At 61.1% G+C, this 15653-nt stretch carries 13 protein-coding genes; 4 read left to right on the top strand and 9 right to left on the bottom strand.

The window, feature by feature from the left end; translation table 11 throughout:
* Positions 1-4: 4 nt before the first annotated feature.
* From AC54XV_RS02735 to AC54XV_RS02725, 3 genes are read left to right on the top strand one after another with little or no spacing between them, the layout of a single operon-like run.
* Positions 5-1180, top strand: coding sequence for an NAD(P)/FAD-dependent oxidoreductase (locus AC54XV_RS02735; protein WP_003414437.1), 1176 nt, complete (start codon positions 5-7; stop codon positions 1178-1180).
* Positions 1177-1992 (top strand): aldo/keto reductase, encoded by an 816-nt coding sequence (locus AC54XV_RS02730; RefSeq protein ID WP_024650887.1) that lies wholly within the window; start codon positions 1177-1179, stop codon positions 1990-1992. Before AC54XV_RS02735 ends, AC54XV_RS02730 begins: the two co-directional genes overlap by 4 nt.
* A 36-nt stretch (positions 1993-2028) precedes the next feature.
* Complete coding sequence (locus AC54XV_RS02725) at positions 2029-2985, top strand: hypothetical protein (protein WP_003404692.1); 957 nt, start codon at positions 2029-2031, stop codon at positions 2983-2985.
* Positions 2986-3127: 142 nt separating this feature from the next.
* On the opposite strand, the gene hldE is transcribed toward AC54XV_RS02725, so the two are convergent.
* The gene (gene hldE / locus AC54XV_RS02720) at positions 3128-4552 is read right to left on the bottom strand and encodes a bifunctional D-glycero-beta-D-manno-heptose-7-phosphate kinase/D-glycero-beta-D-manno-heptose 1-phosphate adenylyltransferase HldE (RefSeq protein ID WP_003404685.1); all 1425 of its coding nucleotides are present in this window, start codon (positions 4550-4552) and stop codon (positions 3128-3130) included.
* 128 nt (positions 4553-4680) lie between these two features.
* Positions 4681-6483: a lipid A export permease/ATP-binding protein MsbA gene (gene msbA, locus AC54XV_RS02715; RefSeq protein WP_003404683.1), complete on the bottom strand. Its 1803-nt coding sequence runs from the start codon at positions 6481-6483 to the stop codon at positions 4681-4683.
* Between the two features lie 115 nt (positions 6484-6598).
* Here msbA and AC54XV_RS02710 point away from each other — a divergent pair, with 115 nt between their 5' ends.
* Entirely contained in the window at positions 6599-7237 is a 639-nt protein-coding gene (locus tag AC54XV_RS02710) for a BUD32 family EKC/KEOPS complex subunit (protein ID WP_024643006.1), read from the top strand.
* A gap of 48 nt (positions 7238-7285) precedes the next feature.
* On the opposite strand, the gene AC54XV_RS02705 is transcribed toward AC54XV_RS02710, so the two are convergent.
* From AC54XV_RS02705 to AC54XV_RS02675, 7 genes are read right to left on the bottom strand one after another with little or no spacing between them, the layout of a single operon-like run.
* Positions 7286-8455: an O-antigen ligase family protein gene (locus AC54XV_RS02705; RefSeq protein ID WP_024651303.1), complete on the bottom strand. Its 1170-nt coding sequence runs from the start codon at positions 8453-8455 to the stop codon at positions 7286-7288.
* The gene (locus tag AC54XV_RS02700; protein ID WP_003404680.1) at positions 8445-9218 is read right to left on the bottom strand and encodes a glycosyltransferase family 2 protein; all 774 of its coding nucleotides are present in this window, start codon (positions 9216-9218) and stop codon (positions 8445-8447) included. The genes AC54XV_RS02705 and AC54XV_RS02700 overlap by 11 nt, the downstream gene beginning before the upstream one ends.
* Before the next feature lie 31 nt (positions 9219-9249).
* The gene (locus AC54XV_RS02695; protein ID WP_024643004.1) at positions 9250-10206 is read right to left on the bottom strand and encodes a glycosyltransferase family protein; all 957 of its coding nucleotides are present in this window, start codon (positions 10204-10206) and stop codon (positions 9250-9252) included.
* Between the two features lie 30 nt (positions 10207-10236).
* Entirely contained in the window at positions 10237-11646 is a 1410-nt protein-coding gene (locus AC54XV_RS02690) for a PIG-L family deacetylase (protein ID WP_024659471.1), read from the bottom strand.
* On the bottom strand, positions 11643-12539 hold the full coding sequence (locus AC54XV_RS02685; protein WP_024651305.1) for an antimicrobial resistance protein Mig-14: 897 nt from the start codon (positions 12537-12539) through the stop codon (positions 11643-11645). The genes AC54XV_RS02690 and AC54XV_RS02685 overlap by 4 nt, the downstream gene beginning before the upstream one ends.
* A complete protein-coding gene (locus tag AC54XV_RS02680; protein ID WP_024651306.1) occupies positions 12539-13669 on the bottom strand; it encodes a glycosyltransferase in 1131 nt (376 codons plus the stop codon). The genes AC54XV_RS02685 and AC54XV_RS02680 overlap by 1 nt, the downstream gene beginning before the upstream one ends.
* Positions 13653-15410: a carbamoyltransferase family protein gene (locus AC54XV_RS02675; protein WP_003431977.1), complete on the bottom strand. Its 1758-nt coding sequence runs from the start codon at positions 15408-15410 to the stop codon at positions 13653-13655. The genes AC54XV_RS02680 and AC54XV_RS02675 overlap by 17 nt, the downstream gene beginning before the upstream one ends.
* Between the last annotated feature and the right edge of the window lie 243 nt (positions 15411-15653).

The following is a 15653-nucleotide window of genomic DNA, read 5'->3' as shown; positions in this document are numbered from 1 at the left end:
GCTCATGCCATCGGTTATTTCCACTGACGTGCTGATTGTCGGGGCTGGCGTCGCCGGTCTCTGGCTCAATGCCCGGTTGCGTCGTCAAGGGTTCTCGACAGTGCTGGTAGAAAGCGCCAGCCTGGGTGGCGGGCAAAGCCTCAAGTCTCAGGGGATCATCCACGGCGGCGCCAAGTACGCACTGCACGGCGCGCTGTCCGGTGCCTCCGAGGCCATCGCCGACATGCCGCGCCGCTGGCGTGAAGCCCTCGATGGCAAGGGCGAGCTGGACCTGTCCGGTGTACGTCTGCTGTCCGAGGCCCATTACCTGTGGTCACCAGGCACCATCGCCGGCAACCTCACCAGTTTTTTCGCCAGCAAGGCCGTGCGCGGTCGTGTGGATCAGGTCAAGGGCGAGCAACTGCCGCCGGCCCTGCAAAACCCCAAATTCAAAGGCAAGGTCTATCGGCTTGCCGAGCTGGTGGTCGATGTACCCAGCCTGATCGGGCGGCTTGCCGAGCTGGCCGGTGACAGCCTGCTGGCCGGTCAGCACATCGAGCCGCTCTTCGAGGGCGATGAACTGATCGGTCTGCGCGTCGATGGCCGCGATATCCATGCGCAGCGCATCGTGCTCAGTGCCGGCGGCGGCAATGCTGACCTGCTGAACGCACTGGGCGTGTCGCAACCGCAGATGCAACGCCGCCCGTTGCACATGGTGCTGGTCAAGGGGCCGACCTTGAAGCCGCTGTACGCTCATTGCCTGGGTGGCGGGCCCAAGCCCCGCATCACCGTGACCACGCACCCGGCCGCAGATGGCCAGTGGGTGTGGTATCTGGGTGGCGATCTGGCCGAAGCCGATGGCGTGGCGCGCCAACCGGACGCGCAGATCGCGGTCGCCCGCAAAGAGCTTGAAGCCCTGCTGCCGTGGGTCGACCTGAGTCAGGCGCAGTGGGCGACCCTGCGTGTTGATCGTGCCGAGCCGGCTCAATCAGGACTGGTGCGCCCGGACAACGCCTTCCTCGACAGCCAGCAACGCCTGATGATCGGCTGGCCGACCAAGCTGGCGCTGGCCCCGGACTTCGCCGACCGGGTCCTGTCGCAGCTGTCCAGAGACGGCATCCACCCGACCCCGCAAGCTGCGCTGAGCGATGTGCCACGGCCTCCGATGGCCATACCTGTCTGGGATGAACTGCTGCCATGAGCCTGAAAACCCTGCACGATCTGCATCGCCCGCTGGGCAGTACCGGCCTGAACGTATCGCCGCTGGGGCTGGGCACCGTCAAACTGGGGCGCGACCAGGGCGTCAAATACCCCAGCGGCTTCAAGATTCCCGATGACCAACAGGCGCAGATGCTGCTGCGCATGGCCCGCGACATGGGCATCAACCTGATCGACACGGCGCCCGCCTACGGCACCAGCGAAGAGCGCCTGGGGCCGCTGCTGCGCGGTCAGCGCCAGGACTGGGTGATCGTCAGCAAGGTTGGCGAGGAATTCGTCAACGGCCAGTCGAGCCATGACTTCAGCGCCACCCATACACGCACATCGGTCGAGCGCAGCCTGAAACGTCTTGAAACTGACTTTCTCGATCTGGTTCTGGTGCATTCGGACGGCAACGACCTGGCGATCCTCAACGACGCCGAGGTGTACCAGACGCTCGCCGACCTCAAGCGCGAAGGCAAGATTCGTGGCTTCGGCTTTTCCGGCAAGACCGTCGAAGGCGGCCTGCTGGCGCTGCGTGAGGGTGACTGCGCAATGGTCACCTACAACCTCAACGAGCAGGACGAAAAGCCGGTACTGGATTACGCGCAGGCTCATGGCAAAGGCATTCTGGTGAAGAAAGCGCTGGCCAGTGGTCATGTCTGCCTGACAGCCGGCACGGACCCGGTCCACGCCAGTTTCCAGCTACTGTTTGAACATCCGGCGGTTGCCAGTGCTATTGTCGGCACCATCAACCCGTTGCACCTGGCACACAACGTTGCAACTGCCGCAGCCGTGATTTGCCGTCAAGCCTGATTAAGGCGGCCGACCCCAACGCAAGAAGGAGCCGTTATGCCGCGAACACTGATCCGGAAGAATCCCAGCAACTTCAAGACCTTGCCGCTGTTTGTCGAGGCCACTCCGGAAAGCCTGAGCTACCAGAGCGTCGGCATGCCGATGAACTTCGCGCAGACCTTGCAGCGGCGGCGCAAGATCGACGTGCCGGACACCGAACGTTTCGCCACCGAGCTGGCCAATCTGGGGGTGTCCGTTCGCCTGACCGTCAGTTGGCAGAATCGCGATTACTGGGTGCTGGTCCGCCAGCGTCGTCAGGACCGCGGCGACGTCGTACTCAAGCTGATCTCGGGTTATGTCCCGGCCCATGAGCTGACACTGCCGCTGCACACCGCGATTCAGGAAGTGGCCGAAGAGTGCCTGATCGAAACACCGCAGGGCTGGCTGAGCGGGCTGTTCAAGGAGACCTGGCTGCCTGCGCCCTATGCTGCCGCGCTGCATTATCGCGAGGCCATGCCGTTTCGTCTCAGCCCCCTCTCCGGCGCCGCGAGACCTGTGCGAACCGGCAGCCTGACCCTGCTGGAACGCCCACGGGCCTATGTGCATTTGCCCACGGCGTCGTTGCAGCTGATTTACGACATGCGCCTGGAAATCCCCAAGGAAGCGCGACCGGTCAGCCTTTTCCATGTCGACGAAGCCCTGGAAAACGATCAACTGGTCGCCCGCCTCAACCGCAGCAAACCTGACCTGTACCTCATGCCGCTGGAGAATGGCGCGCCTCTGCCTGAGCTGTACACGCTCAAGCGCGACAAGCTGATCCCGGCCGGCACGAGAGGGCTGTACCTGGCCGAGAGTTTCGCCGCGCAGGATGGCTGGGTGGTGCGTGAAGAGCGGATTCGCTGGAAGGACTGGCTGCGTCAGCAGGGCATGGCCCCACCGGCGAAGAAGTCAGGACTCAAACGCCTGACCGGCAAGGCCCGGGAGCTGTTGCACTCCATTAGTGGCAAGCTGTAAGCCTCAAGCCTCAAGCCTCAAGCCTCAAGCCTCAAGCCTCAAGCCTCAAGCCTTTTGATTTGATCTGCTTTGGCTTGTAGCTTGTAGCTTGTAGCTTGTAGCTTGCAGCTTGAGGCTTGCAGCTTGCAGCTAACCCCTACCCCTACCCCTGCCCTCGAATCTTTTCGACGATCGCGGTGGTGGAGCTGTTTTCCACCAGCCCCAGCACACGCACTTCGCCGCCGTACGCCTGAACGATATCGGCACCGACCACCTGATCGACACCATAATCACCGCCCTTGACCAGCACGTCGGGCTTGACGTGGGTCAGCAGGTTTTCCGGGGTTCCTTCCGGGAAGCTGATGACCCAGTCCACGGCTCCCAGACCTGCCAGCACCGCCATGCGCCGCTCAACGCTGTTGATCGGTCGGCCCGGCCCTTTCAGGCGGCTGACGGACGCATCGTCGTTGACGGCAACGATCAGGCGATCGCCCAAGGCGCGCGCCTGCTCCAGATAGGTCACATGACCGGCGTGGAGAATGTCGAAACAGCCGTTGGTGAAAACGATCCTTTCCTTGTGCGCGCGCGCATCGTCGACCGCCAGCAGCAGTTGCTCCAGCCCCAGCACGCCGCGTTCGGAGCCCTCTTCGCGCTGAATGGCACGGCGCAGCTCGGGGGCGCTGATGGCCGCGGTGCCCAGCTTGCCGACCACGATGCCCGCGGCCAGATTGGCCAGCGCTACCGCATGCGGCAGTTCCTCACCGGCAGCGATCGCCGCAGCCAGGGTAGAAATCACTGTATCGCCAGCGCCGGTCACATCGAACACTTCGCGGGCACGGGCCGGCAGGTGCAGCGCCTGCTGATCAGGACGCAGCAGGGTCATGCCATGTTCGCCACGGGTCACCAGCAGCGCGCCGAGATCGAGCTCCTGCATCAACTGCGCACCCTTGGTGACCAATTGTGCCTCATCGACACAATGACCGACGATGGCCTCGAATTCGCTGAGGTTCGGTGTGATCAGGCTGGCACCGCGATAAATCGCGAAATCCTTGCCCTTGGGGTCGGCCAGCACCGGAATGCCGCGCTTGCGGGCGGCCTGGATCAGCGCCTGATGGTTTTTCAGTGCGCCCTTGCCGTAATCCGACAGGACCAGCACCTTGATGCCATCCAGCAAGCTATAGACCTCTGCGCTCAGGGCCAGCGGGTCGGTCCTGAACGGTTCTTCGAAATCGATGCGCAACAGCTGCTGGTGGCGACTCATGACACGCAGTTTGACGATGGTCGGCTGATCGGCGATGCGCTGAAAGCGCGCCAGCACGCCAGCAGCCTTGAGGCTGTTGGTCAGACTCTCGGCAGCTTCGTCATCCCCCGTCACACCGACCAGCGAAGCCGGTGCGCCCAGCGCAGCGATGTTCAAGGCCACGTTGGCAGCGCCACCCGGACGGTCCTCGATCTGATCGACCTTGACCACAGGCACTGGCGCTTCAGGGGAAATACGCGAGGTACCACCATGCCAGTATCTGTCGAGCATGACATCGCCCACCACCAGGACAGGGGCCTGATCAAAGCGCGGCATGGATAGCTTCATGGAACAACCCGTACTTGAAAAATGGACAGGGGCGGAATCTTAGCACAGGGGTTTGCAACCGACAGGCTGTTGAATCACGCCACTCAAAAGGCAGGCGGACCGCCTGGGTCCGCCCGGTGAAAGTCAGGTTAGACCGCGCCGACCGGAGCCGGCTCGTCCAGCCCCATGGCATGCAGGCGGGCGTAATAGCCGTTCTGCGCCAGCAGCTCGGTGTGCGTACCGCGTTCGACGATTTGCCCGGCGTCCATGACCAGAATCAGGTCGGCCTTCTCGATGGTCGAAAGGCGGTGGGCGATGACCAGCGTGGTACGGCCCTTCATGACGTGATCCAGCGCCGCCTGGATGTGCCGCTCGGACTCGGTGTCCAGCGCCGAGGTGGCTTCGTCGAGAATCAGCAACGGGGCGTTCTTGAGCAGCGCGCGGGCAATTGCCAGACGCTGGCGTTGACCGCCGGACAGCAGCACACCGTTTTCGCCCACCTGGGTGTCGAAACCCTGCGGCAACTGGTCGATGAATTCCTTGGCGTACGCATCAGCGGCAGCCGCTTCGATGTCGGCACGCGGCGCACCGGCCAGATCGCCGTAGGCAATGTTGTTGGCAATCGTGTCATTGAACAGCGTGACGTTCTGATTGACCTGAGCGATGTGCCTGCGCAGGTTACGCAAGCGATAATCGTTGATCTCGACGCCATCGAGCAGGATGTTGCCGATGTCGTGCCCGTAGAAACGCGGGATCAGGTTGGCCAGGGTCGACTTGCCGCTGCCGGAGCGTCCTACCAGGGCAATCATCTGCCCCGGCGCGGCGGAGAAACTGATGTCGTTCAACACCTGACGCGCAGTCTGCGGGTAGAAGAAGCTGAGGTTCTTCACCTCGAGGTGGCCGGTCACGCGCTCACGCTCGATGGTGCCGGTGTCGACTTCCTCTTCCACATCCAGCTGTTCGAAGATGCTCTCGGCACCGGCGACGCCTTTCTGGATCGTCGAACTGACTTCCGACAGCTGCCGAATCGGCTTGGGCAGCAGGCCCGCAGCGGTGATATAGGCAACCAGATCACCCGCTGTTGCCTCGCCACGCAGGAACAGCACCAGGAACATCAGCACCGCCATGGCGCTGTAGATCACCAGTTGCAGCATCGGCGTATAGATGGCGCCGGTCTTGGTCATGCGCAGCTGCTTTTGGGTGTTGCTGTTGCTGGCCTGGGCAAAGCGCGCCTGCTCGTAGGCCTCGCCACCGAAGCTGCGGACTACGCGATAGCCCTGAATGGTTTCCGAGGCAACATGCGTGACATCGCCCATCGCCACCTGGATCTTCTTGCTCTGCTTGCGGAATTTCTTGCTCGCGGTGCCGACCATCACGGCAATCAACGGCAGGATCGCGAGCATGACCAGTGTCAGCTTCCAGTTCATCATCAGCAGATAGATGAACAGGAACACCACGGTCAGGCCTTCGCGAATCACCACCTTGATAGCATCGGTGGCAGCGCCGGTCACCATCGTGACGTTGAAGGTGATGCGCGAGATCAGATGACCGGAATTGGTTGTATCGAAGTAGCGATTGGGCAACACCAGCAGCTTGTTGAACAGCTCTACCCGCAGGTCATGCACCAGCCCCAGGGAAACCTTGGCCAGGAAATAGTTGCCCAGAAAGGAGCCCAGCCCCTGCCATGCGGCAATCAGCACGATCAGCAGCGGCACGGCCTGCAATAGCTGCAACTCGCGCAGATAAGGGACATTGGGAAACAGCACCGCTTCGGGATTGGTCAGGCCGTCGACGAAATATTTCAGGATGCCGGCGAGCATCGGCTGGGTCGAGGCGAAGATCACGAAACCAATGATGCTGAGCAGGAAAATGCCCACATACGGACGCACATAAGACAACAGGCGGAAATAGATTTTCACGCTGGAGGTTGCGGACGATTCGGAGGTTGTCATGAGAATCCGTCGTGTTAAAAAGAGGCCGAATTGTATCACAGCGGTTTTCGCGGCTGCCTGCTGCGGTAACATAGGCGGCTCGTCCATTCCCTGGGGCGTAAAAACCGGAGTATCGATGCAAGCGCTTGACCACGCCCATTACCTTGAACGGGTTCAAGGTGCCGAAGTACTTGAAGCCGACGGCACGGGCGACAAGGTACTCCGTCTGCGTGACGGCTCCATGCTGAAATTGTTTCGGCGCAAACGCCTTGTCAGCTCCGCAGCCTGGTACCCCTACGCGCAGCGCTTCGCAGACAACTGTGAAACGCTGGCCAGGCGCGGTATTCCCTGCCCGCGCATACGCTCGGTCAGCCGCATCGCCGAGATCGAGCGCGATGCCGTGCATTATGATCCGCTGGCAGGCTTCACCCTGCGCCAGCTGCTGGGCAGTGCGGTTGCCGACGACAAGCTGCGCACGCAACTGGGAAGCTTCATTGCCGGGTTGCACGAAAAGGGCATCTACTTTCGCTCGGCCCATCTTGGCAACGTGATCCTCACGCCGGAAGGCAGCCTCGGCCTGATTGACATCGCCGACATGAAAACCTATCGCCGCGCCTTGCGCAAAAGCCTCCGCTTGCGCAATTTCAAGCACATGCTGCGCTATCAGGAAGACCGCCAATGGCTGCTGGACAACGGCAACCCGGCCTTCCTCGATGGCTACATGAGCGCTCAGACCCTCTGCGATACCTCTGAACTGGCCCAGGCTGTTCAATAACCTGCCCCATGAAAAATGGCCGCTGTCGAAGCGGCCATTTTTTTGATGCTATTGCTGCTGCCTGAGCCGATGCGTCTGCACCACTCTCCCGAGCACCATGGTCGCCGGTAACAGCACCAGCACCCAGAGCTCGTCGGGATTACCGACCAGCTGGCCACCGTCGAAGTTAAGCATGACCAGCGCGCATACCAGGTAAAGACCCCAGGCATCGCCGTTGCGCAAGGCGTCCCACAGCGTCATCGCCATCACGACCAGAAACATCACCAGCGACGCCGCGCCGGTATACAGCCCCAGCGACACGAAAATATTGTGCGGGTGCTGGATCGGTATGCCGCCCGTCAGGGTCTGGGTCGTATAGAAATCGACACCGCAGCCGAGCATCCAGCCACAGCGACGCCATTCACCGGTCATGATTTCAAACAGCTCGATGCGGTAGGAATCACCTCTGGCCGTCAGCAGCGCGACCCACTGTTCATCCTTGACGAACCAGAAGGCTGCTGCCGCCACAACGCCAAGCGCCAACAAAGCCACTATCGTACGCAGAGGGAAACGGTACAGCGAATAGGCGGTGCAGACGGCAAACAGAACGGCGCAACCCACCAGTGCAGTACGCGTCTGCACTACGAAGGCACATATCACCAGGGTGACAAGAACGGCGCAGACAGCCTCGACCCAGCGACGCTCTCTTGCCCACAGCGGCATGGCCAACGCAAGGCTGCAGACCAGCCAGGCACTGGCGTAGATCACGTTCTCCATTCGCCCCGGCAGAATCGCCACACGCTGGCCGAATTCGAACTGCCCGGTCACCCAGCTGTGAATGCTGCTGAGCAGGATGTACAGGCATATGGCCCAGAACATGCTGCGCACGAAGACCCCGCGCCTGAAGAAGCCGTTGTCGGTAATCCCGGCCACGACAAAGACAAACAGGCTGACGTAGATGATGTGCTTGTAATACTGGAACTCCTGCGCCTGCAGTGCGGGAACCAGAAAGCAGGCCATGAACACCGCCCAGGCGATACCCAGAGGCTTGGCAAATACGCCAGCGCTGCGGTACTTGATCAGAAAGAACAAGCCCGGCAGCGCCGTGAATGCATAAAACAGATTGTTGGTGATCTTGGCTGATGGGTTGAGGATGAAACTCAGCAGGAAGATGACGATGGCAGCGGTGAAGTACTGCTGTACTTTGCTGCCGGGTACTCTTATCGGGTCAACTGACATTATTAAGCAACCAACCTGCTACTAGGCCAGCGAGCACAGCGACGATCAGCTTGATGCGATCCCGACGTTTGCGACGCTGTTTGTCAAGCCGCTCCTGCGGCACCTCCACGTGCTCACCAAACCCGGTGTGCAACACGGCATCATTTTCCAGAATCAAAGCGTAACGGTTTTGTGCAGCGAATAATTGTGAAAGTTTCTTCTCGCCACCGTGTTCGGCATAAGGCGCATGCTGCTGGTAATCAGCCAGGCGGCGCAGCCCAGGATTGAAGGAAAACCCCTGCCATTCCGGCTTGTGCGAGCCCAACTTGTAAAACGCGATACCCTCGACCACTTCACGCTCGTTCAGGTAAACGTAAGGGCTGTGGATACGCAGATCATGATTGTAGCTGCGCAACCAGACCTGCAAGGCCTGAGGGTCGTTTTCCAGCAGCGTCATCGACTCTTCGATGAAGTGCGGACGGTAGAAATCCCAGTCATCTTCGCAATGGAACACCCAGGACGTTTCGATCAGCGAATAGGCCGCGTCGACAGAGCGCATCTGCCCCAGCTTGGGGTTGTTGATGATGAATCGCGTATGCGGGTGCCAGTGTTCGGGAATGCATGCCTGAACCCGGTCATCGCCGGAGTCTTCGGTAATCAGCACATGGCGTATGGGCGCAGTGTTGAAATGGTCGAACGTTTCCAGGGTGCGCTTCAACAGGTCGAATCGACCACAACTGGTGACGACCAGCGTAATGTCGCTGTTTTCGCTGAATACCATCATTCGTTCCCAATCATTGAATATTCATAATTCCCTACCATCCCAATCGTGACCGCAGGCGATCGATCCAGCTCGCCGCCGGCATGCTGCGCAGTGGCGCATGCATGGCGTCCACGATGGCTTTTCCAAGGGCATGGAATGTAAAGCGTTCCTCGACCAAAGTCTGCCCATTACAGGATATTTCACTGGCCAGTGTGACGTTATCGCGCAATTTCGCCAGCTTTTCGCGAAGCTCGGGAATGTCGCGATAGAGCACGATGTTGTGCATGTCGACAAAGCCCAGCGCGCGGTTTTCTTCAGCGCCCTGATCGAAGGCAAGCAGCACGCAGCCGCATGCCATGGCCTCGAAATTCTTGATCATGTATTCGCCCATGCCCACGTCGGCACTGACGAAAAAACGGATGCGGTTCAGGGTGTCGCAATACTCTTCGCCGGACTTGGTCCGTGTGACGAGCAGGTTCTCGACCTGGCCCAACTCGTCCAGCAACGCCTTGCGGCCGCTGTAGGCGACGCTGTTGGTGCTGCCCACGAAGGCCAGTTCGATGTCACGCTCGCGTGCCTGCAACTGCAGCAGGCTCTGGTCATAGCCCTTGGGCACGAACACCGCGTCGAAGCCTTCCTGGCGCAGGCGCTCGCTGACCATGAACCCTGAACAGATCACCCGCGCCCAGGGCAGCTTGCGGTAGTGCGCGCTGAACTTGCCGGTGTATTTGCACGGAATGTAGTTCTGGTAGGCATCGTGTTCGAGGATGACCAGATTGGGAATCGTGCGGATAAACCCGACCTGACGCACTTCCTGCTTGAAACGCAGGAAAAACACGATCCGGTCATAGCGGCTGACGTCCACCTCGCGGCGGAAATAACCACGCAGGTTGCGTTGCTCCGCAGAGCTCAGCCAGCGCACTTCGCATTCACAATGTGCGGCGATGCCGTCATAGAGACGGTCCAGAATCGCACGCTGCTCTTTCTGGACCAGCAGTAGAACTTTCATGGTTTTCCTTGCAGTACTGCGCCTGCTGAATCAGAGATCACGGCTGCACCAGAACAACTCGTGTCGTCGCACCGCCTTGCGGAAGAATTCGTTCTCGCCCTCGGCTGGCCAGTGACGACCGGCCAGAACGCGTTGCAGCGCACGGCGCACACGGCGCTTGAACGGCATGCGTGGCAGCAGGTCATGCATCATGCCCAGTGCCATGGCCTTGTCGCGTTGCGCGGCGACCGACAATTGAAGGCTGTACGGCACCAGCGGCAGCGCGGCATCGAAAACCGGCGGCAGGCTGATGCCGCTGTAGGCATCGCCCATCGGCCAGCGGTCGTTGTCGTGCAGGTGATTGGCATAACCGAGCACCACCTCCGGCTGCCATTCGAGCCCGAGCAGCGCTTCACGCACCGCAGCCTGGGCGCAGATGTGATCGGGATGAGGGTCGACGGCAGGATGCGGCATCACCACAACCTGCGGCCGGGCCTTGAGAATCAGCGCGCGCAGGTCGGCGAGCAGGTTATTCCAGGTCGGCTGGCCGTTGTCGCCGGGCAATGGCAGGGTATTGAACTGACGAAACAGGCGGGTATCGGTCAGATCGGCTTCCCGCGAACCAATCGGCGTATCCGGCGCAGCCTGCATGGCGGGCAGTTGCAGGCAGAAATAGCCCAATTGCACACACTGCGACTCGGGCACCCCGCCCCAGCGCGCCACGGCGATACTGTCCCAGGCCCGCAAGCGGCCCTTCATACGCGCAGCTTCGGCACGCTCCATGCCCATCTGCCGATAATGCTCGGCCTCGATCTCACCGGCGGTCAGCGTGATGATCCACGCCTCCTCGGCCTGGCTGTACAGCCCGAAGGCGGCCAGCTCGGCATCATCGGCGTGCGGTGCGATGACCATGACACGCTGTTTTCGCGCATCCGGTTGGCGAAACAGCCAGAGACGCGGTGTGCCGGCAAGGCGGCAGCAACGCCCGCGCAGTTTCAGCACACCTGCGGCCAACGGCTCGCCCAGCCCGGTCAGGTTCAGATAGCGCACGCCGCTGACCCCGCGTTCGAATGCCTGCTGGTCGTTGAGGCCCTGACCTTGCAGCTCGACCACCGGATCGAGAAAGCGCCCGAGCCAGGTGCTTTTGACCGTCAGTGCCAGTATCAGCGTTTCGTCGCCGTTCAGTTGCACAGCGGGGTCGATCAGCAACGTCCCGCCGTCGAGGCGCACGCCCGGCACTTCGCTGTCGGCAGCAAAGGTGTACTGATAGTCGTCAGACGGCGAATAGAACAGATGATCGGCGAACCAGGCCTCATGGGCGACCCAGGCACACACGGCCAGCACCGGGGCCAGCCACCAGGCCACCAGCACGCCCACCGCGATCAGCAGGAGCAGTCCACCCAGCAACGCCAGTCGCTTGTTACGGCGATGGCGCTTGAGCAACTGCTGCTTGCGACTCAAATCTGGAACACCGGAACGGGGTTGCACCATCGGTCCTTGTACTCGCGGTCGGCACGACCGAAGGAAAAACGCAGCGATTTGCCCAGTGCGCGGGCGTTCTCCCAGGCGGACTGGGTATTGACGAAGCTGAGCACGCTGCCCGGACTGAAATCACGGGTTTGGGGATCGACACCGCCGTTGACGTACTCGATGCTGACCCACTGCGGCGCTTCGACGCGATACACCAGTTGAATGGCAATCGGCGCATCGTTGAGAAACACCACCGAACCGATCAGCAGCTCGCGCAACAGTTCGATGACTTCGGCCTTGTGCCGGGCGCCGGTTGCTTCGAAGCCCCAGCGCCGCTGAAACAGGTCGCAGTACATGCTCGCCAGTTCGGCGCTGCTGAACTCGCTGACAGGCCTTACCGTCCCGCCGGCCTCTTCCAGCAAGCGAAGCTCACGACGCTGGTTGTAACGAAATTTCTTGGACAGTTCTTCAGGCGTACGCGCCATCGCCAGGGATTCGGTCTGTGGCTTGAAGGTACTGATGCGGCCTTCGTTGAGCGCAGACACATAGCGGGCCCGATGCCGGACCGGCACCTCGATGTCATCGGCCACCGGCAGAATCAGCTCGGCATTACCCAGGTCGAACAGCCCTTTCTTGCCGTGGCGTTTGAGTTCGTCCTTGGACAGCGCCAGCGAGCGCCCCCAGGTGGCAATCGCGGCCTTTACTTCACCGCCCTGCTCCCAGGCCAGATAACGCACAGCGATGCCGGAAAAGGCCGACAGGCGCGCGACCACCAGCGGATGAGTGGCGACGCTGCCGCCAAACCGCTGCCAGGCTTGCTCGTAGGCAGCCGCATCGATCTGCACCCAGCCACGCTCGCGCCAGCCCTTGAATCGATTGAGCATCAGGCCCCCGCTGTCAGGCTGGAGACTTGTGGCAGACGCCAGAAGACATTACGCACAGCGTGATCGGAAAAACGTTCGCGCAAGCGCAACAGCATGCGCTCGGCACAATCCTGACGTTGTTCGGCATCCAGGCCGGCCATGTGCACCAGGCCGTGTGCCAGGCTGTGCACATCACCGAGCGGGAACAGCAGGCCAACGTCTTCGACCACTTCCTTGGCGCCGCCGCATGAGGTTGCAACCAGTGGCACACCGGCGACCATCGCTTCCAGCAGGACCATGCCGAACGGTTCGTGGTCCGAGCTCAAGGCGAACACGTCGAAGGCCTTGAAGTAGCGGCGCGCGTCAGGCACTTGCCCAAGGAACAGCACCTGCGGACCGATGCCCAGTTCCAGCGCCAGCGCCTTGAGATCTTCTTCCAGACGCCCCTTGCCGAGAATCACCAGCTGGCTGTTCTCGGGAAGATCGGGCAGCGCTTCGGCAAAACCGCGCAACAGCGTGGCCTGATCCTTGTCGGGATGCAGACGACCGACATTGGCGACGATCCAGGCCGACGCCGACAGGCCCAGCTCTGCGCGGGCATCTTCAGCGGAAAACTGACTGCCCTGCAGTTGCTCGACATCGATCCGGTTGTACAGGGTCTGAATGCGCTCGGACGGCCACTTGGGCAGGCTGCCGCGCATGTCGTCGCGAACCGCGTCGGAAACACCGAGCAGGCTCAGGCGCTTGCGAAACAGGTTGGCGAACAGCTTGCGACTGCGCCGGTGGTAATCGCCGAACGCATGATGCACACCGATCACCGGCAGCTTCGTCGCCAGCAGGGCTATGTACACCGGCTTGAAGCGGTGCGCGATGCAGAAGCTGAAACTGCGCGTGGCAGCAATTTTGCGCAGATCCCGAATGGCGCCCAGCTTCAGGCCACGAATGGCACTGGAGCTGTACTCCATGAACAGCACTTCGTCCGAACCGCAGTCAGCAACGACATCCGGATCGGCGGCACCGGTCAGAAACACCGTCGTCACCCGATAGCCCTTGCCGGCGAACAGGCTGGCGTATTGCCGCGCGCAGTCCAGAAACGGCCCGTCATAACCGTGACAGAACTGCAGTACGTGTCGTTCAACCGAGCGTGTCATAAGCCTCGACGCCCTCTTTAACCACCAGGATGTCTTCCATGATCAGGTACTCGAGGTCCGAGCCGAAGAACATGTTCAGCGCATCGGTCGGCGAGCAGATCATCGGTTCGCCACGGCGGTTCAGCGAGGTGTTCAGGGACACGCCATTGCCGGTCAGGTTTTCCAGCGCTTTCATCATGTCGTAGTAACGCGGGTTGTATTCGCGCTTGAGCACCTGGGCACGGGAGGTGCCGTCTTCATGGACGACTTCCGGAACGCGGGTTTTCCACTCCTCGGCCACTTCGAAGGTGAAGGTCATGAACGGCGCCGGGTGATCGATCTTGATCATCTGCGGGGCGACGGTGTCGAGCATCGACGGGCAGAAAGGCCTCCAGCGCTCGCGGAACTTGATCTGATGGTTGATACGGTCGGCCACGCCGGTCACGCTCGGGCAACCGATGATCGAGCGGCCGCCCAGCGCGCGCGGGCCGAACTCCATACGCCCCTGGAACCAGGCAACCGGGTTGCCCTTGACCATGATCTCGGCAATCCGCTCCGGCGTGTTGTCGATCTGGCGCCAGACCGGCTTGCTCGGATGACGGGCACAGGCCGCAATCACATCTTCGTTGCTGTACGCAGGTCCGAGGTAGACGTGTTCCATCTTCTCGACCGGCACACCGCGGGCGTGCGAGACATAAGCCGCAGCGCCCACCGCCGTACCGGCATCGCCGGACGCAGGCTGCACGAACAGTTCCTTGACTTCAGGACGGGCGATGATGCGCTGGTTCAGCTTGACGTTCAGCGCACAACCACCGGCGAAAGCGATCTTGCCGGTTTCCTTGAGGATGTCACCCAGGTAGTGATCCATCATCTGCAGCGCGAGCTTTTCGAACAGCGCCTGCATGCTCGCGGCGTAGTGAATGTAGGGTTCGTCGGCCACGTCGCCGACGCGTTTCGGGCCGAGCCACTCGATCAGCTTTGGCGAGAAATAGAAGCCCTTGCCGTTCTCTTTGTAGCGACGCAGACCAATAACGTTGGCCAGTTCGGTATTGATGACCAGCTCGCCATTCTCGAAGGTCGCCAGACGCGAAAAGTCATACTTGCTGGCATCGCCATACGGCGCCATGCCCATGACCTTGAATTCGCCGTCGAGCATCTCGAAACCGAGGAACTCGGTGATCGCGCCGTACAGGCCGCCCAGCGAGTCCGGATCGAAGAACTCCTTGATCTTGTGGATCTTGCCGTTTTCGCCATAGCCGAAGAAGGTCGTGGCGTACTCACCCTTGCCGTCGATGCCCATGATCGCCGTTTTTTCGGTGAAACCGGAGCAGTGGTAGGCGCTGGAAGCGTGGGCCAGGTGATGCTCGACCGGCTCGATCTTGATCTTTTTCGGATCGAAGCCCAGTTGCTCGAGGCACCAGACAATCTTGTTGCGGTAGCGCTTGTAACGGCGATTGCCCATCAGCAGCGCATCGAGGGCGCGATCCGGTGCGTACCAGTAACGCTTGGCGTAATGCCAGCGGGCCTTGCCGAACAGGCTGATCGGGGCGAACGGAATCGCGACCACGTCGACGTCCGAAGGCTTGATGCCTGCCTGCTCCAGACAGAACTTCGCCGACTCGTAGGGCATGCGGTTCTTTGCGTGCTTGTCACGAACGAAGCGCTCTTCTTCGGCCGCTGCTATCAGCTTGCCGTCGATGTAAAGCGCTGCGGAAGGATCATGGCTAAGGGCGCCGGACAGGCCAAGGATCGTCAATGCCACTATGTCTAGCCTCTTTAGTCTGCATGCAGGCGCAGGGCGCCCGGGAAAAAGTGTGCCCCCGCACAGCGGGCTGAGGGCAGCTAAAGGGCGGGATTATAACGTAATGACCAAGGATTGGCTCGACGCGCTGAAATGTCACTCAAGGCGGCCCGCCAGACGGTGTACGAAACGTCTCTTTCGCCGCCTCGCATATTTATCTACAGCGTTGCTGCCCGTTGCACCTGATTAATTGAGGCCTTCAGT

The organism is Pseudomonas fragariae (ex Marin et al. 2024) (assembly GCF_059621105.1).
The sequence above is the reverse complement of the archived record's forward strand: the minus strand, read 5'-3'. Positions and strand labels throughout refer to the sequence as shown.

Coding starts and splice junctions, on each gene's coding strand:
- AC54XV_RS02735 (WP_003414437.1), top strand. CDS start 5: ATGCCATCGGTTATTTCCACTGACGTGCTGATTGTCGGGGCTGGCGTC.
- AC54XV_RS02730 (WP_024650887.1), top strand. CDS start 1,177: ATGAGCCTGAAAACCCTGCACGATCTGCATCGCCCGCTGGGCAGTACC.
- AC54XV_RS02725 (WP_003404692.1), top strand. CDS start 2,029: ATGCCGCGAACACTGATCCGGAAGAATCCCAGCAACTTCAAGACCTTG.
- hldE (WP_003404685.1), bottom strand. CDS start 4,552: ATGAAGCTATCCATGCCGCGCTTTGATCAGGCCCCTGTCCTGGTGGTG.
- msbA (WP_003404683.1), bottom strand. CDS start 6,483: ATGACAACCTCCGAATCGTCCGCAACCTCCAGCGTGAAAATCTATTTC.
- AC54XV_RS02710 (WP_024643006.1), top strand. CDS start 6,599: ATGCAAGCGCTTGACCACGCCCATTACCTTGAACGGGTTCAAGGTGCC.
- AC54XV_RS02705 (WP_024651303.1), bottom strand. CDS start 8,455: ATGTCAGTTGACCCGATAAGAGTACCCGGCAGCAAAGTACAGCAGTAC.
- AC54XV_RS02700 (WP_003404680.1), bottom strand. CDS start 9,218: ATGATGGTATTCAGCGAAAACAGCGACATTACGCTGGTCGTCACCAGT.
- AC54XV_RS02695 (WP_024643004.1), bottom strand. CDS start 10,206: ATGAAAGTTCTACTGCTGGTCCAGAAAGAGCAGCGTGCGATTCTGGAC.
- AC54XV_RS02685 (WP_024651305.1), bottom strand. CDS start 12,539: ATGCTCAATCGATTCAAGGGCTGGCGCGAGCGTGGCTGGGTGCAGATC.
- AC54XV_RS02680 (WP_024651306.1), bottom strand. CDS start 13,669: ATGACACGCTCGGTTGAACGACACGTACTGCAGTTCTGTCACGGTTAT.